20 protein-coding genes are annotated in these 20596 nt (G+C 72.5%); 15 read left to right on the forward strand and 5 right to left on the reverse strand.

Going from position 1 to position 20596, the window contains the following annotated elements; all coding sequences use genetic code 11:
• Nucleotides 1-13 precede the first annotated feature (13 nt).
• The 10 genes from ruvC to BCL65_RS14285 all read left to right on the forward strand — a co-directional run bounded on the left by ruvC (nt 14) and on the right by BCL65_RS14285 (nt 10684).
• On the forward strand, nt 14-613 hold the full coding sequence (ruvC, locus tag BCL65_RS14240) for a crossover junction endodeoxyribonuclease RuvC (RefSeq protein WP_106269160.1): 600 nt from the start codon (nt 14-16) through the stop codon (nt 611-613).
• On the forward strand, nt 610-1224 hold the full coding sequence (ruvA, locus tag BCL65_RS14245; RefSeq protein WP_106269162.1) for a Holliday junction branch migration protein RuvA: 615 nt from the start codon (nt 610-612) through the stop codon (nt 1222-1224). Before ruvC ends, ruvA begins: the two co-directional genes overlap by 4 nt.
• Nucleotides 1217-2341, forward strand: coding sequence for a Holliday junction branch migration DNA helicase RuvB (gene ruvB, locus BCL65_RS14250; protein ID WP_243401078.1), 1125 nt, complete (start codon nt 1217-1219; stop codon nt 2339-2341). Before ruvA ends, ruvB begins: the two co-directional genes overlap by 8 nt.
• A gap of 42 nt (nt 2342-2383) precedes the next feature.
• Complete coding sequence (yajC, locus tag BCL65_RS14255; protein ID WP_243401077.1) at nt 2384-2821, forward strand: preprotein translocase subunit YajC; 438 nt, start codon at nt 2384-2386, stop codon at nt 2819-2821.
• 81 nt (nt 2822-2902) lie between these two features.
• Nucleotides 2903-4810, forward strand: a complete 1908-nt coding sequence (gene secD / locus BCL65_RS14260; RefSeq protein WP_243401076.1) for a protein translocase subunit SecD — start codon at nt 2903-2905, stop codon at nt 4808-4810.
• Entirely contained in the window at nt 4810-5904 is a 1095-nt protein-coding gene (gene secF, locus BCL65_RS14265; RefSeq protein ID WP_106269164.1) for a protein translocase subunit SecF, read from the forward strand. The genes secD and secF overlap by 1 nt, the downstream gene beginning before the upstream one ends.
• Before the next feature lie 10 nt (nt 5905-5914).
• On the forward strand, nt 5915-6490 hold the full coding sequence (locus BCL65_RS14270; RefSeq protein ID WP_106269166.1) for an adenine phosphoribosyltransferase: 576 nt from the start codon (nt 5915-5917) through the stop codon (nt 6488-6490).
• A 50-nt stretch (nt 6491-6540) separates the two neighbouring features.
• Nucleotides 6541-8883: a RelA/SpoT family protein gene (locus tag BCL65_RS14275; RefSeq protein WP_106269168.1), complete on the forward strand. Its 2343-nt coding sequence runs from the start codon at nt 6541-6543 to the stop codon at nt 8881-8883.
• Nucleotides 8884-8924: 41 nt separating this feature from the next.
• Entirely contained in the window at nt 8925-10097 is a 1173-nt protein-coding gene (locus tag BCL65_RS14280) for an ATP-dependent DNA ligase (RefSeq protein ID WP_106269170.1), read from the forward strand.
• A 29-nt stretch (nt 10098-10126) separates the two neighbouring features.
• Nucleotides 10127-10684, forward strand: coding sequence for a dihydrofolate reductase family protein (locus tag BCL65_RS14285; protein ID WP_106269172.1), 558 nt, complete (start codon nt 10127-10129; stop codon nt 10682-10684).
• A gap of 33 nt (nt 10685-10717) precedes the next feature.
• Here the strand turns inward: BCL65_RS14285 and ligD are convergent, their stop codons facing one another.
• From ligD to BCL65_RS14305, 4 genes are all read right to left on the reverse strand, one after another.
• Entirely contained in the window at nt 10718-11797 is a 1080-nt protein-coding gene (gene ligD / locus BCL65_RS14290; RefSeq protein ID WP_106269174.1) for a non-homologous end-joining DNA ligase, read from the reverse strand.
• Nucleotides 11798-11806: 9 nt separating this feature from the next.
• Nucleotides 11807-12454, reverse strand: coding sequence for a hypothetical protein (locus BCL65_RS14295; protein ID WP_106269176.1), 648 nt, complete (start codon nt 12452-12454; stop codon nt 11807-11809).
• Between the two features lie 121 nt (nt 12455-12575).
• Nucleotides 12576-14093, reverse strand: a complete 1518-nt coding sequence (locus BCL65_RS14300) for a DUF349 domain-containing protein (RefSeq protein ID WP_106269177.1) — start codon at nt 14091-14093, stop codon at nt 12576-12578.
• Nucleotides 14090-14875, reverse strand: coding sequence for a peptidylprolyl isomerase (locus tag BCL65_RS14305; RefSeq protein WP_106269178.1), 786 nt, complete (start codon nt 14873-14875; stop codon nt 14090-14092). The genes BCL65_RS14300 and BCL65_RS14305 overlap by 4 nt, the downstream gene beginning before the upstream one ends.
• A gap of 185 nt (nt 14876-15060) precedes the next feature.
• Between BCL65_RS14305 and BCL65_RS14310 the strand changes: the two genes are divergently transcribed.
• Nucleotides 15061-15789: an MBL fold metallo-hydrolase gene (locus tag BCL65_RS14310; RefSeq protein WP_106269179.1), complete on the forward strand. Its 729-nt coding sequence runs from the start codon at nt 15061-15063 to the stop codon at nt 15787-15789.
• A 54-nt stretch (nt 15790-15843) separates the two neighbouring features.
• Nucleotides 15844-17199: a histidine--tRNA ligase gene (gene hisS / locus BCL65_RS14315; protein WP_106269292.1), complete on the forward strand. Its 1356-nt coding sequence runs from the start codon at nt 15844-15846 to the stop codon at nt 17197-17199.
• A 9-nt stretch (nt 17200-17208) separates the two neighbouring features.
• Here hisS and BCL65_RS14320 read toward each other — a convergent pair whose 3' ends face one another.
• Nucleotides 17209-17592, reverse strand: a complete 384-nt coding sequence (locus tag BCL65_RS14320) for a VOC family protein (RefSeq protein WP_106269180.1) — start codon at nt 17590-17592, stop codon at nt 17209-17211.
• Between the two features lie 196 nt (nt 17593-17788).
• Here BCL65_RS14320 and BCL65_RS14325 point away from each other — a divergent pair, with 196 nt between their 5' ends.
• Genes BCL65_RS14325 through BCL65_RS14335 form a run of 3 tightly spaced genes read left to right on the forward strand, consistent with a single transcriptional unit; the run spans nt 17789 to nt 20594 of the window.
• On the forward strand, nt 17789-18334 hold the full coding sequence (locus BCL65_RS14325; RefSeq protein ID WP_106269181.1) for a hypothetical protein: 546 nt from the start codon (nt 17789-17791) through the stop codon (nt 18332-18334).
• On the forward strand, nt 18331-19974 hold the full coding sequence (locus tag BCL65_RS14330) for an Rv2578c family radical SAM protein (protein ID WP_106269182.1): 1644 nt from the start codon (nt 18331-18333) through the stop codon (nt 19972-19974). The genes BCL65_RS14325 and BCL65_RS14330 overlap by 4 nt, the downstream gene beginning before the upstream one ends.
• Before the next feature lie 29 nt (nt 19975-20003).
• Nucleotides 20004-20594, forward strand: coding sequence for a GNAT family N-acetyltransferase (locus BCL65_RS14335; RefSeq protein WP_106269183.1), 591 nt, complete (start codon nt 20004-20006; stop codon nt 20592-20594).
• Nucleotides 20595-20596 lie beyond the last annotated feature (2 nt).

Raw genomic sequence — 20596 nt, forward strand, 5'->3', positions numbered from 1 at the left:
AGACAGTGACGCCGTGCGAGTGCTGGGAGTGGATCCGGGTCTGACCCGTTGCGGCGTCGGGGTGGTGGACTCCCGCCCCGGCCGCCGGGCCGACCTCGTCGGCGTGGGCGTGCTGCGCACCGCCCCGGAGACGAGCACGGACCTGCGGCTGCTCGAGATCGCGCGCGGCCTGGACACCTGGCTGGACGACCACGTGCCCGACGTGGTGGCGGTGGAGCGCGTCTTCGCGCAGAACAACCGCGGCACGGTGATGGGTACCGCGCAGGTCGCCGGCCTGGCGATGGTGGCGGCCGCGCGGCGTGGCGTCCCCGTCGCGCTGCACACCCCGAGCGAGGTCAAGGCCGCGGTCACCGGGTCGGGCCGGGCGGGCAAGGAGCAGGTCCAGCGCATGGTCGCGAACATCCTGCGGCTGCAGAGCCTGCCCCAGCCGGCCGACGCGGCGGACGCGCTCGCGCTGGCGATCACCCATCTCTGGCGCCCGGCCGGTGCCCTCCAGGGCGGCGACCGCCACGAGGTCACGCCGGCGCAACGCGCCTGGGCGGCCGCGGAACGCAGCGCGCAGAAGCCGGCGCGGTACCGTACGGGTGTTCGAGGAAAGGAGGGGGCCCGGTGATCGCATCCCTGGCCGGCACGGTCACGCAGGTGACGCTCGACCGTGCGGTGCTCGACGTGAACGGAGTGGGCTATCTGGTCCACGCCACCCCGGCGACCCTCGCCGGGCTCCGGCCCGGGGAGCCCGCCCAGCTGCACACCACGCTCGTGGTCCGCGAGGACTCGATGACCGTCTACGGGTTCGCCGAGGCCGACGAGCGCGAGGTCTTCGAGACCGCCCAGTCCGTCTCGGGGGTCGGCCCGCGCATCGCCCTCGCCATGCTGGCCGTGCTGACGCCCGACGCCCTGCGCCGCGCCATCGCCGGCGAGGACACGGCGGCACTGCGCCGGGTGCCGGGGATCGGCGCCAAGAGCGCCCAGCGCATCGTCCTGGAGCTCACCGGCAAGCTCGGTGCGCCGGGGGCCGACGGCGTCGCGGGTCCGTCGGCGGCAGCGGTCGCGGACGGCCGCGGTCAGGTCGTCGACGCCCTGGCCGGCCTCGGGTGGTCGGTCAAGGTCGCGGAGGACGCGGTGGCCAAGGTGCTGGCGGAGGCGGGGACCGAGACGGTCACCGAGACCGAGGTGCCGGCCACCCTGCGCGCGGCGCTGCGACGTCTGGGGCCACGTGGCTGAGGGCGCCATCGACCCGGCGGAGCTCGGCGGGCGCCTGGTGGGCTCCGGCGCCGACGAGGTCGAGCGTGCGGCCGAGGCGGCTCTGCGGCCCAAGAAGCTCGAGGAGTTCGTCGGTCAGCAGGTGGTCCGCGACCAGCTCTCCCTCGTCCTGCACGCCTCGATCGCCCGGGACGCGGCACCCGACCACGTGCTGCTCTCCGGCCCGCCCGGGCTCGGGAAGACGACGCTGGCGATGATCATCGCCGCCGAGCTCGGCACCTCGCTGCGGGTCACCAGCGGACCGGCGATCCAGCACGCCGGCGACCTCGCGGCGGTGCTGTCCTCCCTGGAGGAGGGCGAGGTGCTCTTCATCGACGAGATCCACCGCCTCGCCCGGCCCGCCGAGGAGCTGCTGTACGTCGCGATGGAGGACTTCCGCGTCGACGTCGTCGTCGGCAAGGGAGCAGGCGCGAGCGCCATCCCGCTGGCCCTGCCCCCGTTCACCGTGGTCGGTGCCACCACACGGTCCGGGCTGCTGCCCGCGCCCCTGCGCGACAGGTTCGGCTTCACGGGTCATCTCGACTTCTACGCCGCTGCCGACCTGGAGCGCGTGATCCTGCGGTCGGCGGGACTGCTCGGGGTCGAGGTCCGCCACGAGGCGGCGCACGAGATCGCCGGGCGGTCCCGGGGCACGCCCCGCATCGCCAACCGGCTGCTCCGGCGTGTGCGCGACTGGGCGCAGGTGCGCGGCGACGGCGTGCTCGACCTGCACGCGGCCCGCTCCGCGCTCCAGGTCTACGAGGTCGACCCCATCGGTCTGGACCGTCTGGACCGCGCCGTCCTCGACGCGCTGTGCCGGCGGTTCGGCGGTGGACCCGTCGGCCTGACGACGCTGGCCATGATGGTCGGTGAAGAGCCGGAGACGGTGGAGACCGTCGCCGAGCCGTACCTGGTGCGCGAGGGGCTGGTCGCCCGCACGCCTCGCGGACGGGTCGCGACGGCCGAGGCGTGGGACCACCTGGGCCTCGAGGCGCCACCCGGGACGTGGGCGGCAGGGGCTGCGGCGGTGGAGCCGGGAACCTCCCAGGCGGCGCGCACGTTGTTCGACGAGGCCGAGGGCCGCGACCCGCGGCCCTAGACTGAGCAGAACACCCGACCACCGCCGAAGGACTGACTCCACGTGGACTTCTCGATCATCATCCTCTTCGTCGTGCTGGCGGCGCTCATGTTCTTCATGAGCTCCCGCACGCGCAAGCAGCAGAAGCAGCAGGCAGAGTTCCGTGCTGCGCTCGCACCCGGTCAGGAGGTCATGACGGGTTCCGGGATGGTGGGCACCGTCGTCGAGATCGACGACGAGTCCGACACCGTCACGATCGAGACCACGCCGGGCACCCGGACGCGGTGGCTCCGTGCCGCCGTCGCCAAGCGCACGGACACCGCCGTCGAGGCGGAGGACGCCGAGGAGACCGACACCACGGGCACCTCGGACGATGCGGGTAGCATCGCCTCCGCAGACGGTCACGTCGAGGTTCCCGACGACCTCTCCGGGTTGGACACCGCGCAGCGGGAGCACCTGGAGAACAAGCGCCGGGAGAACGGCGAGACCGAGGACAAGTGACCTCTGCGCCGGCCGGGCTCGCCCGGTCGGCGCCATCACGCGTCGGCCACGGCGGCCGCGCGCACACGGGAAGAGAACCAAGTGGCCAACTCCAGCACGCAGCGATCGCGTCCCGTACGCACGCTCGTGGTCTTCGCGATCCTGTCCATGGTGGTGCCGTTCGCGGCGTTGCTCGCCGGGGTCTACCTCGAGCCCAAGACCGACGAGAACCCCGGGGGCGCCAGCCTGGCCCCGGGCCTTGCCCTCGACCTGCAGGGCGGCACCCAGATCATCCTGACGCCGGTCTCGACCGACGGCTCGGAGATCACGGACGAGTCGATCAACGAGTCGATCAACGTCATCCGCCAGCGGATCGACTCCTCGGGTGTCGCCGAGGCCGAGATCGCGAACCAGGGTGGCGAGAACATCGTCGTCGGGATCCCCGGCGAGGTGGACCAGGCCACGATCGACCTGGTGTCGCAACCCGCGCAGATGCGGTTCCGTCCGGTGCTGACCTACGAGATGGGTCTGCCGGCTGAAGAGGCCCCCGCGGACGAGTCCGCGGAGGAGGGCTCCGAGGAAGAGGCCACCGAGGACTCCGGCGACGTCGACGCCCGGATCGCCGAGGAGGCGGCCGAGGTCGAGCCGACGGACCCCTCGGACCTCGCGCAGATCACCCCTGCGGTGCAGGAGAAGTTCGACGCCCTGGACTGCACCGACCCGAACAACCTTGTGGGCGGGGGCGGTGACGACCCCGACCTCGTGCTGGTCACGTGCGCCAACGACGGCAGCATGCTGAAGTACATCCTGGGGCCGATGGAGGTCGACGGGACGCACGTCACCACGGCCAGCTCCGGCCTGGTGCCCGGCCCCAACGGCTCCGTCACCAACGAGTGGGGCGTCTTCATCGAGATGGACGCCGAGGGGACCGAGCAGTTCCGCGAGACGACGGAGCGCCTCCAGGGCCTCGAGCCGCCGCGCAACCAGTTCGGCATCGTCCTGGACGGCCTGGTCATCTCCGCGCCGTCGCTGGACCCCGGGGTCATCATCTCCGACGGGCGTCCGCAGATCTCCGGCAACTTCACGCGGGACTCGGCGGCCACGCTGGCCAACCAGCTGAGCTTCGGCTCCTTGCCCATCAACTACGAGGTGCAGAGCCAGGAGACCATCTCGGCCACCCTGGGGTCGGAGCAGCTGCGCAACGGCCTGCTCGCCGGTCTGGTCGGCATGGCGCTGGTCGTCGTGTACTCGCTCTTCCAGTACCGCACGCTCGGCCTGGTGACCGTGGGCTCGCTGCTCGTGGCCGGTGTCATCACGTACCTGTCGATCGCGCTGCTGTCCTGGGGGATGGGCTACCGGCTGTCGCTGGCCGGCGTCGCCGGCCTCATCGTCGCGATCGGCTTCACGGCGGACTCGTTCATCGTGTACTTCGAGCGCATCCGTGACGAGGTGCGGGACGGACGATCGATGCCGATGGCCGTCGAACGCGGCTGGCGCCGCGCGAAGCGCACCGTCCTCGCGGCCAAGTCGGTCACCCTGATCTCGGCGATCGTGCTCTACTTCCTGGCGGTCGGCGGCGTCCAGGGCTTCGCCTTCACGCTGGGCCTGACGACGATCATCGACATCGCCGTGGTCTTCTGGTTCACCCACCCGATGCTGCAGCTGCTGACCAAGGTGCCGTTCTTCCGGGACGGCCACGCCTGGTCGGGTCTCTCCCCGGAGCGGCTCCGGGCCACCGGTCCGCGATACGTCGGTGCCGGGAAGGTGTCGACGCCCGCGCCTGCCGGTGCTCCGGCAGCCGACGAGCCGGCACCGGAACCGGCCCTGGCCGGCGCCCGCGCCGGTGTCGCGCCCACGACCGACGCCTCCGGGCGTCGTCTGACGATCGCGGAGCGCCGCGCCGCCGAGCGCCGGGCCGCCGCCGGACCCGGTGACGGGCCACCGGACGACGCCCCAGGCTCGCCACGCACCGACGACGCCGGCTCCGGCGAGAACGAGGAGAACCGCTGATGGCCGGCAGCATGACCTTCGCCCAGTGGGGCAACGACCTGTACACGGGTCGTCGTTCCTACCCGATCATCGCCCAGCGCAAGATCTGGTTCTCGATCGTCGCGGTCCTCGGGCTCGCGTCGATCGTGATCCTCGTCGTCAAGCCGCTCGTGCTCGGGATCGACTTCCGCGGCGGCACCGAGTTCACGGTGAACGAGGTGAGCTCGACCGAGCAGTCCCTGGCCATCGACGCGGTGCACGAGGTCCTGCCCGAGGACGAGCCGCGCGTCGCCGTCGTGGGCGGCAGCGCGGTACGTGTCCAGACCGAGATCGTGGAGGACGCCGAGGCGGCCGCCATCACCGAGGCCCTCGCGCAGGCCTACGAGGTCGACACGGCCGACGTCGACCAGTCGTTCGTCGGCCCGACGTGGGGCGAGGCGGTCTCCGAGCGTGCGCTGTGGGGCGTCGTCGTCTTCGTCCTGCTCGCGGCCGCCTTCATGGCGGTCTACTTCCGGGCCTGGCGGATGTCCGTCGCCGGCATCCTCGCGATGCTGTCCGACCTCCTGATCTCCGCCGGGGTCTACGCCCTGGTCGGCTGGGAGGTCACGCCGTCCACGATCATCGGCTTCCTGACCATCCTCGGCTTCTCGCTGTACGACAAGATGGTCGTGTTCGACAAGGTGCGCGAGAACACCACCGGCGTCCTCGACCAGTCGCGCAACACCTACGCCGAGCGTGCCAACCTGGCGGTGAACCAGACGCTCGTCCGGTCGATCAACACCTCGGTGGTCGCTCTGCTCCCCGTCGCCGGCATCCTCTTCCTGGGTGCGCTCTGGCTGGGCGCCGGGACGCTGCGCGACCTCTCGCTCTCGCTGTTCGTCGGCATCGCCGTGGGCGCCGCGTCGTCGATCTTCCTGGCGACGCCGCTCGACGTGGCGCTGCGCGAGCGTGAGCCCAAGTACCGCGAGCACACCGAACGCGTGCTCGCGGAGCGCCGGGCGCTGGCCGCCGGCGGCGGCCAGGAGGCTGAGCTCGCGGCCGCGGCCGCCGGTCGGTCGCAGCTCATACCGGGCCACCACCAGGGCAACGCGGCACAGCCGCGGCGCAAGCGGTGACGGGACCACGTTGACCGACGACATCTCGCTGGTCGCCCTGGCCGGGCTGGGCCCGGCCAGGGCTGCCGAGGTCCGTGCGCTGATCCATGACGTGCCGGACTACCCGCACCCGCCCGTGGTCTTCCGGGACATCACCCCGCTGCTCGCGGACGGGCCGGCGCTGGCCGACGTGATCGAGGCCTTCGCCGCTGTCGTCGCCTCGCACGACGGCGTCGACGTCGTGGCCGGCATGGAGGCGCGCGGCTTCCTGCTCGGGGCGCCGCTCGCGACCCGGCTGGGCGTGGGGTTCCTCCCGCTGCGCAAGGCCGGCAAGCTGCCACCGCCGGTCGAGCGGGTCGACTACGAGCTCGAGTACGGCTCCGCGTCCATCGAGCTCCGGTCGGGAACACTCCGGCCCGGCGCACGTGTTCTCCTGGTGGACGACGTCCTCGCGACGGGCGGCACGGCGCGCGCTGCGGCGGCGCTGGTGGAACGCTGCGGGGGAGTGGTCGCCGGTCTGGCGTTCCTGCTCGAGCTCGCCGGACTGGGCGGACGCGACAGGCTCGCCGGAAGGACGGTCGACACCCTGCTCCGGGCAGGGTCGTAGACTTGCCGTCCCGGACGTCGCCCGCACGACGCTGGTCGAAGGAGGTGCCCGTGAGCGACGAGACGCAGGTCCGACGCAGCACGGACGCGCCCCGGCCGTCCGGCGGGAGCCGCGTACGCAACCGGTTGGTCCGCCTCGGTGTGCGGGGCGCCCCCGCGAACACGCCGGCACTGGAACCGCTGCTGCAGGCGGTCCGCACCAACCACCCCAAGAGCGACCTCGGCGTCCTCGAACGCGCCTACGCGACCGCCGAACGTGCTCACCGGGGCCAGCAGCGCAAGTCCGGCGACCCGTACATCACGCACCCCGTCGCGGTGTCGACGATCCTCGCCGAGCTCGGCTTCGACGGTGCGACGCTCGCGGCCGCGCTGCTGCACGACACGGTCGAGGACACCGAGTACTCGCTCGAGGACCTCACGCGGGACTTCGGCAGCGAGATCGCGATGCTGGTCGACGGCGTCACCAAGCTCGACAAGGTGACCTACGGCGACGCCGCGCAGGCCGAGACCGTGCGCAAGATGGTCGTCGCGATGGCCAAGGACATCCGGGTGCTGGTGATCAAGCTCGCGGACCGCCTGCACAACGCCCGCACCTGGAAGTACGTGTCCGGGTCGTCGGCGTCGCGCAAGGCTCGCGAGACCCTCGAGATCTATGCGCCCCTGGCGCACCGCCTCGGGATGAACACCATCAAGTGGGAGCTGGAGGACCTGTCCTTCCAGACCCTCTACCCGAAGGTGTACGACGAGATCGTGCACCTGGTGGCCGAGCGTGCCCCGGCCCGCGAGGAGTACCTCGGGGTGGTGCGCGAGCAGATCTCCGCGGACCTGCGCGGTGCCAAGATCCGGGCGACGGTCACGGGCCGCCCCAAGCACTACTACTCGATCTACCAGAAGATGATCGTGCGAGGGCACGACTTCGCGGAGATCTACGACCTGGTCGGCACCCGCGTCCTGGTGGACTCGGTCCGCGACTGCTACGCGGCTCTGGGAGCCCTGCACGCGCGATGGAACCCGGTCCCCGGCCGGTTCAAGGACTACATCGCGATGCCGAAGTTCAACATGTACCAGTCGCTGCACACCACGGTGGTGGGGCCGGGCGGCAAGCCGGTCGAGATCCAGATCCGCACGCACGACATGCACCGACGCGCCGAGTACGGCGTCGCCGCGCACTGGAAGTACAAGGAGTCCGCCCGTGCCGCCAAGGGCGGGACCAAGGACCCGCGGGCGAACGACATGGCCTGGCTGCGCCAGCTCGTCGACTGGCAGCGGGAGACGGCGGACCCGGGCGAGTTCCTCGACTCGCTGCGGTACGAGATCGGTGCCGCCGAGGTGTACGTCTTCACCCCGAAGGGCGAGGTCATGGCCCTTCCCGCGGGTGCGACCCCGGTCGACTTCGCGTACTCCGTGCACACCGAGGTGGGGCACCGCACGATGGGTGCCCGGGTCAACGGGCGGCTCGTCCCGCTCGACTCGCCGCTGCAGAACGGCGACGTGGTCGAGGTCCTCACCTCGAAGGCCGACACGGCCGGTCCGTCGCAGGACTGGCTCGCCTTCGTGAAGTCGGGCCGTGCCCGGAACAAGATCCGCCAGTGGTTCACCAAGGAGCGTCGCGAGGAAGCGGTCGAGCGCGGCAAGGACGCGATCACCAAGGCGATGCGCAAGCAGAACCTGCCGATCCAGCGGCTGCTGACCCACGAAACCCTGGTGGGACTGGCGAACGAGCTGCGGTACGCGGACGTCACGGCGCTCTACGCGGCGGTCGGGGAGAACAACGTCTCCGCGCAGCACGTCGTCGAGTCGCTGGTGAAGTCGCTCGGCGGCGAGGACGGCACGGCGGAGGACACCGCCGAGGTCGCCCGGCCCGGCCAGCCGACCCGGCGGTCCCGCTCGACCGGTGACCCCGGGGTCGCCGTGAAGGGCGTCGACGACATCTGGGTCAAGCTCGCCAAGTGCTGCACGCCGGTGCCCGGCGACGAGATCGTCGGCTTCGTGACGCGGGGAGCCGGCGTCAGCGTCCACCGTGCGGACTGCGCCAACGTCCTCCAGCTGCGCTCCCAGCCCGAGCGGCTCGTCGACGTCGCGTGGACCACCGGTGCGAACACGATGTTCCTCGTCCAGATCCAGGTCGAGGCGCTCGACCGGTCCCGGCTCCTGTCCGACGTGACACGGGTGCTGTCGGACCACCACGTCAACATCCTGTCGGCCACCGTGTCGACGTCGACGGACCGGATCGCCATCTCGCGTTTCGTCTTCGAGATGGCGGAGCCCGCCCACCTGCAGCAGGTCCTGGCCGCGGCGCGCAAGATCGACGGCGTCTTCGACGTCTACCGCATCACCGGCACCAAGGCCGCCGACGTCGGGTCGGACGCCCCGGAGGCTCCGGCCGACGCCTGAACCCCGCGCACCCGACGCGCCCACGGCGTAGGTTCGCCCTCATGGACCTTCCCCTGGACGCACCGATCCGGCCCATGCTCGCTCGCTCGGTCGCGACGGTTCCCGATCAGCCCGACGACGGCGCCCGCTGGGTGTACGAACCCAAGTGGGACGGCTTCCGCGCCATCGTCTACCGCGACGGCGACGAGGTCCGCATCGACTCGCGCGGGGCGAAGCCCATGGACCGCTACTTCCCCGAGGTCGTCGAGGCCGTGCGCGCCGAGCTGCCGCCGCGCTGCGTCGTCGACGGAGAGATCGTCGTGGCTCGCCCTCCCGGCGGTCATGACGGCGTCGCTCGGCTGGACTTCGACACGCTCAGCCAGCGCATCCATCCGGCGGAGTCGCGGGTGCGTCTGCTCGCCGAGTCGGTGCCCGCGAGCATGGTGGTGTTCGACCTGCTCGCCGTGGGCGACGAGGACCTGTCGACGTCGCCGCTGTCAGAGCGCCTCGCGCGGCTGGACGCGCTGGGGCTGGGCGGCCCGCAGGTGCATGCCACGCCTCGGACGACGGACGCCGAGACCGCTCGAGGATGGCTGGAGACGTTCGAGGGCGCCGGGCTGGACGGTGTCGTCGCCAAGCGGGACGACGGCGCGTACGAGCCGAACAAGCGTGGTTGGCTCAAGATCAAGCACGCCCGGACCGCGGACGTCGTGCTGGCCGGGCTGCGTGAGCACAAGACGTCGACGCCGGGGCGGCCGCTCGTGGGCTCGCTGCTCCTCGGGCTGTACGGGGACCACCCCGACGGTGGCGGGCACGGCCCCACGCTGCAGTTCGTGGGGGTGGCAGCGTCCTTCTCGGCCGCTCGCCGTGCCGCGCTGTACGACGAGCTCGCGCCGTTGCGCGTCGAGCCGGGGTCGCCGGAGGCTGCGGAGCACCCGTGGGCGGACTGGCAGGACCCTGCCGTCTCGGAAGGCGGCGCGGGACGGCGACGGCCGGGCGCGCAGTCGCGGTGGAGCGCGGGCAAGGACCTGTCCTTCACCCCGCTGCGGGTCGAGCGTGTCCTGGAGGTCGGCTACGACCACATGGAGGGCACCCGGTTCCGCCACACCGCACAGTTCAAGCGCTGGCGGCCCGACCGCGACCCCGCCAGCTGCACGTACGACCAGCTCGCCGAACCGGTGGGCTACGACCTGGCCGGTCTGCTGCCGGGTGCTCCGGGTACCACGGCGCGATGAGTCTCGGGGGCCGAGGCGGTCGCTAGAGCATGGGAACACTGAGATTCGGGATGATCTCCTGCTCGCTCGACGGCTTCGTCAACGACGGGGACGGAGAGATCGGGTGGACGGCGCCCAGCGATGACAGGCACCAGTTCATCAACGGTCGCGTGCGTGACGTCAGCGTCTTCGTGACGGGCCGGCGCATGTACGAGATGCTGCGGGTGTGGGAGGACTGGCCGCCCGGCCGGCAGGTCGAGGACGAGTTCGCCGCGTTGTGGGCGCGGGCGGACAAGATCGTCTGTTCGGACGGGCTCGGCCCGGTGGACGCACCGCGCACCACTGTCGAGCGGCGGCTGACCCTGGACCGGTTGGACGAGATCGTGGCGCAGACCGACGGCGTCGTGGAGATCTCCGGTCCGACGACCGCTGCCGGAGCGCTCCGGGCCGGTCGCGTCGACGAGATCGACCTCTTCGTCCTGCCCCGGGTGGTCGGCGAGGGCCGGCGGGCGTTGCCGCAGGATATGCGGGCCACGCTGGAGCTGAGGGAGAGCCGGACCTTCAGCAACGGAGCGGTGTACCTGTCGTACGGGCGCCCCGGTGCCTGAGCACGCGGGTCTCTGCGGCCGCGGACGGCGCGGTCACTCGGCCGTGCGCTGCCGGTCCTTGGCGCGGCTCGGCTGCACCCGCTTGGGCTCGCCGGGCATCTTCGGGTACTCGGGCGGGTAGGGCAGGTCGCCGAGCCCGTGCTCCTCCTCGTCCCGCCGCGCGAGCGCCAGGGCGGCGTCGAGCGAGCAGTCGAGCGTCGGGTCCCGATCGGCGCGCAGCGAGGCGAACAGGTCGCCACGCTCGGCGAGCCGCGCGGGGACCGTCGCGACGGTGAAGTCGTCGGGGTGGACCTCGCCGACCTCGTCCCACTCGAGCGGCGTCGAGACGGTGGCCCGGGGGTTGGGGCGGATCGAGTAGGCGGAGGCGATCGTCCGGTCGCGGGCCATCTGGTTGTAGTCGACGAAGATCTTCTGGCCGCGCTCCTCCTTCCACCACCGCGTGGTGACCTGGTCGGGCAGGCGCCGTTCCAGCTCTCGCCCGATCGCGATGGTCGCGCGACGGGCCTGGACGAACGACCACTCGGGGGCGAGGGGCACGAACACGTGGATGCCACGGCCCCCGGACGTCTTCGGGTAGCCGACGAGGCCGAGCTCGTCGAGGAGCTCACGCAGGTGCGGCGCCACGGCGGCGGCGTCGTCGAAGGTGGTTCCGGTCTGCGGGTCGAGGTCGATGCGCAGCTGGTCGACGGCCTCGACGTCGTCCCGCCGCACGGGCCACGGGTGGAAGGTGAGTGTTCCCATCTGTGCGGCCCACACCACGACGGCCAGCTCGTGCGGGGCCACCTCGTCGGCGGTGCGTCCGCTGGGGAACGCGATGCGAGCGGTCTCCAGCCAGGGCGGTGCGCCCTTCGGGACGCGCTTCTGGTAGAAGGCGTCGCCGTGGCTGTCCGACCGGGTCGCCATGACGGCGCCCTCGAAGTATCCCTTCGGCCACCGCTCGAGCGTGGTGGGCCGGTGCAGCAGCGCACCCAGGATCCCGTCACCGACGCTGAGGAAGTACTCGGCGACGTCCAGCTTGGTCAGTCCTGCCTCGGCGAAGACGACACGGTCCGGGCTGGAGATGCGGACGGAGCGTCCGCCGGCGTCGAGCTCGACGGCGTTCGAGGAGGCCATGGGGTCACGCTACGCCGGGCCGTCGGGGAGCGCTGCCTCAGCCCCGACCTCAGCATCTGCCCGGGCGAGGGCGGCCTCGACCGCGTCCAGGTGCTCGCGTGCGCGGGGTCGGCCGACGGCGCGGGTGCGGCGCTCCAGCGAGCGGCGGGCCGCGGACGGCTCGGCTCCCGCATGACGCACGAGCGCCAGCACGGCCGGGACCGGGTCGGGGTCGTGCAGCACCAGCTCCACCACCGTGCGGTCCGGTGCCGTCACGGGCACCCTCGCCAGGTGGATCGTGTCGCCGTGCAGCAACGGGCCCTGCCACAGCCGGGCGCCGAGGGGACGGTCCGGCTGGTGACGTCCGGCCGGGTAGACGAGGTCGAGGCTCTGGGCGTCGTCGTACCCGGCGTGGACCCAGGCGGCGGTCCGCCCGGTCACGACGGCACCGGTCGGGACCTCGTCCGCCAGCAACCCTGCCCGTGTCGCCGGGTCGACCGAGACGTCGGCCGGACAGGCCGCGTCACCGCGCACGACACGCAGCAACCCGTCACGCACGAGGGTCTGCCACGCGACGGTGCCCCCGACGTCGTCCGGCCGCAGGACGTCGCGCGTCGCACGGACGGGTGTGAGCAGCGCGCGCAGCGGGCGGCCTGCGCGAGGGGTGAGCGTGGCCACGAGGACCTCCCAGGAACGACGACGGCGGGGGACGCGGTGCGAACGTAGCGCACCGCGTCCCCCGTCTGCCGTGCCGGAGCGCACCGCTGTGGACGACGGCGTCCACCACGGTGTGGAGCCGTCAGCCCCGCGAGTCCTCGGCCGCCTGGACGACCTGCTCGAGCCAGGAGCGACGTGCCGCGATCGCCGTCTCGAGCTCCTCGGCGGCACGTCGGTCGCCCGACTCCCGGGCTGCGGCGAGCTCGGCCTCGAGACCGGCGATCGCGTCCTCGAGCTGGGCCGCCGCACCCTCGGCGCGCGCCTGCGTCTCGGGGTTGGTCCGCTTCCAGCGCGCGTCGTCGGCCTCCCGCACGGCGCTCTCGACGGCACGCAGCCGGCCCTCCACCCGCTGGATGTCGCCGCGCGGCACCTTCCCGGCATCCTCCCAACGGTCCTGGATGTCGCGCAGGGCGGCCTTGGCGGACGCCAGGTCGGTGACCGGCAGGAGCGCCTCCGCCTCGACCAGCAGCTGCTCCTTGACCTTCAGGTTCTCGCCGTACTCGGCGTCGATGGCGGCGTTCGCCTCGTCCCGGGCGCCGAAGAAGGTGTCCTGCGCCGCGCGGAACCTGGCCCAGAGGGCGTCGTCGTCCTTGCGGTTGGCGCGTCCGGCCGCCTTCCACTGCGTCATGAGGTCGCGGTAGGCGCCTGCCGTCGCCCCCCAGTCGGTCGAGTGCTGCAGCGCCTCCGCCTCGGCCGCCAGGCGCTCCTTCGTGGCCTTCGCGGCGGTGTTGCGCTGCTCGAGCTCGGCGAAGAAGTGCCGGCGCTCGCGGTCGAAGGCGGTGCGCGCGTGGCTGAACCGCTTCCACAGCGCCTCCTCCGTGGGCCGGTCGATGCGCGGACCGTGCCGCTGCGCGTCCTTCCACTGGTCCAGCAGCCCGCGCAGCTCCTCGCCCGCGGGACGCCACTGCATCTTGGCCGGGTCGGTGCCCGCGATCTTCTCGGCGGCCTCGACGATGGCGGTCCTGGCCTCGACCGCGCGGTCCTTGGCCGCCGCGCGTTCGGCATCGAGCTGCTTGCGGCGTTCGGCGGCACGGTCCCGCAGCCCTGCCACGCGGTCCCGCAGCGCGTCCAGGTCGCCGACGGCGGCTGGTTCGGCCGTCTCCTCGGCGAGCTTCGACAAGGTCTGGTCGATCTCGCGCACGGACAGGTCGGCGCTGTCGAGGCGGGTGTCGAACAGCGCGACCTTGGCCACGAGGTCGAGGTACCGGCGCACGTAGAGGCTCAACGCCTCGTCGGCGGCGACCCCGGGGTACTGGCCGACGCTGCGCTCGCCCGCCGCCTCGCGCACGTACACGGTGCCGTCGTCGTCGACCCGGCCGAAGTTCCCGGCGGCCGCCTCCTCGGCGGCGTCGTGGACGACGGGCGCCACGGGGGCGACCGGTGTGGTGGGTGCCGCGGCCGGGACGGCGGACGGCTTGGGGCGGCGCAGCGCAGACGGCTTGGGCGCGCCGGGCTTGGGCGGTGCGGGCTGCGGAGCGGGGGCCGCGCTGGCCTCGTCGTCGCCCGCCGGGGCTTCGCTGGGAGGAGTCTCGGCCTGCGCCTGCTCGGCAGGATCCTCGACGTGGTCGGGTCCGTTCGAGCCGGGGGTGCTCTCGCTCACTGGGTCTCAACTCCTTCGATGATGACGGGGCTCGTCGGGGAGCCGTCCGCGGCTCCGTCGGTCGTGCCCGCGTCAGCGACTGCCTGGACAACGTCCAGGCCGGACGTCACGGTGCCGAACACCGTGTACCCGCCGGCGGCGTCGGACGGGATGGTGGAATCCTCGTAGACGAGGAAGAACTGTGAGCCCATGGACTCCGCGTCGCCGCCGCGGCGTGCCATCGCCAGCGTGCCCGCCGGGTAGACGTCGTCGGCGGGGGCGTTCTCGACCGGACCGTAGGAGTAGCCCGGCCCGCCGGTGCCGCTGGCCGTCGGGTCGCCGCACTGCAGCACGTGGATCCCCTGGGTGACCAGGCGGTGGCACGCGGTGGCGTCGAAGTATCCCTGCTCGGCCAGCGACACGAAGCTCGCGACCGCCTGGGGGGCGCGCTCGCCGTCGAGCTCGAGCGCGACGGTCTCCGTGGTCCCGTCGACGCACAGGTCGAGCGAGACCTCCCAGGTGCGGCCCTCGGCGGCAGCCGGGTCGGGCAGCGTGCCGCCGTCGCGCGCGTCGGTCGAGACGGCCGGGCACGCGGTGCCCGTCGGGGCGTCGGCTGCGGTGTCGCCGGCCTGCGAACCGGACATCCCCGCGACGACCGCCCCGCCGGCGACCAGGGCGAAGACGGCGAGGATCGCGACGATCACGCCGATCCGACGACGGCGCTCTCGCTTCTCGCGCTGCCGTTCCTCCCACTTCGCCTGACGCTTCCGGGCGTACTCGCGCTCGCGCTTGCTGGGCGCCACCGTGGCTCGTCCCCTCTCGATCCGTGCGCGCACGCGGAACTGTGCGCGTGCGACAGTCTAGGGCTCGCGGCGCTGGTCAACCGCCCGAGCACCGTTGCGCGGGGCCGACGCGGGGCCGACGCGGGGCCGACGGGGAGCCCCGGGCTCCTGCGCGCGGCCGTACGCAGGGCGGCTACGGTACCGCCATGGACGTGCACGTGGTCGTCGCCCCTGTCTTCGGGACCAACTGCTGTGTGGTGGTCGCCGACGTGGAGCGCCCCGACGGCCGGCGTGACTGCGTCGTGGTCGACGCGGGCGCCGGTACCGCCGCCGGGGTGGCCCAGGTCGTGGACACGCACGGCCTCGTCCCGCGGGCGGTGCTCGCCACGCACGGCCACGTGGACCACACCTGGGACGCAGCCGACGTCTGCGGCACGTACGGCGTCCCGCTCAGGCTCCACGCGGCCGACGTCTACCGGGTGAGCGACCCGTTCGGGACGATCGGCCTCGGCGGGCAGCTCGACGCCCCGGCGACGGCCGTCAGCGACGCGCTGGTCCAGGCCCTGACGGACTTCGGCCGCACGCCCCGTGACTACCGTGCGCCCTCCGCGGTCGAGGATTTCGAAGGGCCCGTCGCCGACCTGGTGGCCGGCGACGTGCGGCTGCGCGCGGTGCACGCGCCCGGGCACACCGAGGGGTCGACCCTCTACCTCGTCCCGGGAGCGACGGGTCCGGGCGTGGTGCTCAGCGGTGACGTGCTCTTCGCCGGAGGCGTCGGGCGCACCGACCTTCCCGGGGCGGACGTCGACGCGATGCTCGCCACGCTGCGCGACGTGGTCGGGGCCCTCGAGCCGGAGCTGGGCGTCGTGCCGGGCCACGGGCCGACGACGACGGTGCGTCAGGAGCTCGCGACCAACCCGTTCCTCGGCGGCTGAGACGACGGGCGGGCGGTGTCCGCGGCCGGCGCCCGGATCTGGGAAGATCGGCGCATGGCTCGCATCACGCCCCTCTCCGGCTTCCCCGAATGGCTCCCCGACGGTCGCGTCGTGGAGCAGCACGTGCTCGACGTGCTGCGCCGCACGTTCGAGCTGCACGGGTTCGCCGGTATCGAGACGCGCGCGGTGGAGCCGTTGGACCAGCTCCTGCGCAAGGGAGAGACCTCCAAGGAGGTCTACGTGCTCGACCGGCTGCAGGCCGAGGACACCGGCTCGCGGTCGGCCGAGAAGCAGCTCGGGCTGCACTTCGACCTCACGGTCCCGTTCGCCCGGTACGTGCTGGAGAACGCCGGTCGCCTCGCCTTCCCGTTCAAGCGGTTCCAGATCCAGAAGGTCTGGCGTGGCGAGCGCCCGCAGGACGGCCGGTTCCGCGAGTTCGCCCAGGCGGACATCGACGTGGTGGGAGCGGGCGAGCTGCCGTACCACTACGAGGTCGAGCTGCCGTTGGTCATGGCCGAGGCGCTCGGCGCCCTGCGCGACGTCGGGGTGCCCGCGGTGCGCGTGCTGGTCAACAACCGCAAGGTGGCCGAGGGCTTCTACCGCGGTCTCGGCATCGAGGACGTCGAGGGCGTCCTGCGTCAGATCGACAAGCTGGACAAGATCGGGCCCGAGCGGGTGGCCGAGCTCCTCGTCGCGGAGCAGGGTGCCAGCCCGCAGCAGGCCGGGGCGTGCCTGGACCTCGCGGCCATCAGCGGCACGGACGTCGGGGTGATCGACCGCGTGCACGCCCTCGCGGACCAGCACGGTGCGCGCACCGAGCTCCTGGAGACCGGTCTGGGCGAGCTGTCGGCGCTGATCGAGGCGGCGTCGACGCGTGCGCCGGGCGTCGTCGTCGCGGACCTGAAGATCGCCCGTGGCCTCGACTACTACACCGGTTCGGTCTACGAGACGCTCCTGGTCGGCCACGAGGAGCTCGGCTCGATCTGCTCGGGCGGCCGGTACGACACCCTGGCCTCCGACGGCAAGAACACGTACCCAGGCGTGGGTCTGTCGATCGGTGTCTCGCGACTCGTCTCGAGGTTGCTGTCCGCCGGGCTGCTGACGGCCACGCGCGGCGTGCCGACGGCGGTCCTGGTCGCGGTCTCGGACGAGGAGTCGCGCGCGTCCTCCGACGCGGTGGCCGCCGCGCTGCGCGAGCGCGGCATCCCGACGGACGTGGCGCCGTCGGCGGCCAAGTTCGGCAAGCAGATCAAGTACGCCGACCGCCGCGGCATCCCGTTCGTGTGGTTCCCCGGTGCGCAGCACCAGGTCAAGGACATCCGCTCCGGCGACCAGGTCGAGGCCGACCCGGCGACGTGGCAGCCCCCGGCGGACGACCTGTGGCCGCGTGTCGTGCCCGCCGCCGGGTGACCGAACGGCTCACTCCTCGATGAGCGACAGCACGTTGCGGGCCGGGTCGGTGAACCACGCGATCGTGGGGCCGTCCGCGGGGTCGGTGCTGCGGACGACGCCGTCCTCGTCGTGCGGAAAGTCCGGGTAGCGCAGGGGCTCCACACCACGCCCCGCGAGCTCCGCGACCGCCGCGCCGACGTCGGGCACGACGAGGTTGAGGATCGTGAACGAGGCGGGCTCGTGGGCGTCGCCCTTGGGGTAGACGAAGACGGCGGAACCTCCCGTGACGTCGAGCTCCAGCCCCATCGGCGTGCGCCGGACGGTGAGGCCGAGGGCGTCGCGGTAGAAGGCCTCGGCCGTGTCGAGGTCGTCGACGGAGAAGCCGCTGAACGCGTGGTGGACGGTGGGCATGGTGGTCTCCTGGGTGAGGCGGGTTCCGGGCCGCCGGCCGCGGGCCGGCTCGTGAGGGTGGACCGTCCTGCGGGCCGGAACTGATCGGTGGATGCCCGGAGCGCTGCCGCCGAGACCCTGAGACCGCCCCTGAGATCTCCCTGATTCTGGTGCTGACCAGGCATGATGCGACGGTGTGCGGCATAGGGTCCCTCGCGTGAACGTCTACGTCGTCCTGTCATGCAGCACCACCGTCCTGTCCCGCGCGATCCGGTGGGCCACCGGTGCCGAGTTCACGCATGCGGCGCTCGCCCTGGACCCGGACCTGGAGCACATGTTCAGCTTCGGGCGCCGTCGCGCCGGCAATCCCTTCGTCGGCTGCTTCAAGCGCGAGCGGATCGACGACGAGCTGTACCGGCGCATGCCGGTGCTGCCCGGCGCGGTGATCGAGGTCCCGGTGACCGCGCAGCAGCGCGACGTGGTCGGCGCGCAGGTCGCGCGGTTCGTGCTCGACAGCGGCGCGTACTCGTACAACCACGCCGGGCTGGTCGGGCGAGGCTCCGAGAGCAGCACGAGGTTCGTCTGCTCGGAGTTCGTCTACCACGTCCTGCGTTCGGCAGGCGTCTGCGACCTGGGAGTGCCGCGGTGGAAGGTGAGTCCCCAGATGCTGCTCCGCGTGCCCGGCGACATGGTCTTCCGTGGTGACCTCAAGAGGTACCGGCCGTTGACGCTGGATGGAACACGTGTTCGAATGGCGGCGTGAGATGGGACGCGCAATCGATCACCGCCGACGACGGCGCTCTGCCCGGGCTCGACCGGACCGGCCTGGCGCGCGCGGGCCTGGTCCGCAGCGTGCGCACACCCGACTTCGCCGGGATCACCTTCCACGAGGTGCTGGCCAAGAGCGCGTTGTCCAAGGTGCCGGCGGCGTCCCGCATGCCGTTCGGCTGGACGGTCAACCCGTACCGGGGGTGCAGCCATGCCTGCCGCTACTGCCTCGGTCCGGAGACGCCGGTGCTCCTGGCCGATGGCCGGCAGAAACCGATCCGTGAGGTCGTGGTCGGAGACCTGGTCGTGGGCACCGAGCTCGACGGCACGGACCGGCGCTACGTCACGACCCAGGTGCTCGCGAGGTGGCCGACGGTCAGGACGGCGTACCGCGTGGCTCTTGCCGACGGGACCGAGCTGGTCGCCAGCGCAGACCACAGGTTTCTCGCGCGCGATCACGGGTGGAAGCACGTCGCCTCGAACGGCCCCGGCGAAGCGCCGCGATCGTTCCTGGCGGTGGACGACCACCTGATGGGCTTCGGTCAGGGCATGCCGAGGTCTTTCCGCGACGTCGCTGCCGCGCGGCAGCTCGCGATCATCGGGGACGTCGTCAGGTCCTCGGCCGACCTCCGGGTGGTCGGCGTCGAGAACCTCGGGTACGAGCAGGAGATGGTCGACATCACGACCGGCACCGGTGACTTCGTCGCCGACGGCGTGATCAGCCACAACTGCTTCGCCCGCCCGACGCACGAGTACCTCGACCTGGACGCCGGCAAGGACTTCGACTCCGAGGTCGTGGTCAAGACGAACGTCGACGACGTGCTGCGGGCAGAGCTGGCCCGTCCGTCCTGGCGGCGCGAGGCCGTCGCGCTCGGGACCAACACCGACCCGTACCAACGCGCCGAGGGACGCTACCGGTTGATGCCGGGCATCATCGCGGCGCTCGCGGACTCGGGTACGCCGTTCTCGATCCTCACCAAGGGCACGCTCCTGCGGCGCGACCTGCCGCTGATCGCCAGCGCTGCCGAGCGCGTCGAGGTGGGCCTCGGCGTCTCCCTGGCGTTCGCCGACGAAGAGCTGCAGCAGGCGGTCGAGCCGGGTACGCCGACGCCCCGTGCCCGGCTCGACCTCGTCCGGGCGGTGCGTGCCGCGGGCCTGCCCTGCGGCGTCATGGTGGCACCCGTCCTGCCCTGGCTCACGGACTCCACCGACCACCTGCGACGCCTGCTCGACGCCGTCGCCGACGCCGGGGCGACCGGTGTCACGGTGGTCCCGCTCCACCTCAAGCCCGGCACGCGCGAGTGGTACCTCCAGTGGCTCCAGCAGGACCACGCGCACCTCGTGGCCGGGTACGAACGCGTCTTCACACGTGGCACCTACGCCCTGAAGGCCTACCGCGAGTGGCTGTGGGAGCGGGTGAGACCGCTCCTCGACGAACGCGGGTTCGGCCCGGCCGGGCACCGCTCGGGATCCGGCGCGACCGGCCGGTACGGTGAGCTCCGTCCGCACGACGAGGGCGACTATCCCGCCGGATCGATGGTCGAGACCACGACGGGAGGCGCCGTGGCGGGGATGCCTCGTGACGGCACCGGGCTCGAGGTGGCCGGCGCGGGCGTCGAGCAGGTCCTCTTCTGAGAGTGCTGACGGACGGCTAGGGTGACGCCATGACGGAGGTCCCGGCCGTGCGCACCCTGCTCGCACGCGCCTTCGCGGAGGACCCGATGTTCTCGTGGGTCTTCCCGGAGGCGTCGGGCAGGACGGAGGCGCTCGCCGTCTTCATGGGCCTCCTCGTCGAGGCGTACGAGGCGGCCGGACAGGTCGACGTGGTCGCCGCCGACGACGGTTCCCCGGCCGCGGTGGCCCTCTGGCGGGTGGTCGAGTCGGTCGAACCGCCCCCGGCCGCGGTGACGCTGCCCACCGTCGGCGGGTACCTGAGCGCCGTCGTCGGCCCGGACCACGCGGCGGCGGTCGGGGCCGGCCTGGCCGAGACCAGGGAGCACCGGCCCGAGGGCACCCACGCCTACCTCAACGCCCTGGGCGCCGCCCCCGAGCGTCGTGGGCAGGGCTACGGCGCTGCGGCGGTGCGCCGCGTCACGGATCACGCCGACGCCGCGCGCATCCCGACGCACCTGGACACCGTCAGTCCCGACAACGTCGAGTGGTACGCCCGGCGAGGGTTCGACGTCGTGGCCCGCTACCGGCTGGGCGACGGCCCGCCGGCATGGGCCATGACCCGCCCGCCGCACCCGGGCTGAGC

Origin of the sequence: Isoptericola halotolerans, from assembly GCF_003003075.1 — a bacterium.
Lineage (GTDB): Bacteria > Actinomycetota > Actinomycetes > Actinomycetales > Cellulomonadaceae > Isoptericola > Isoptericola halotolerans_A.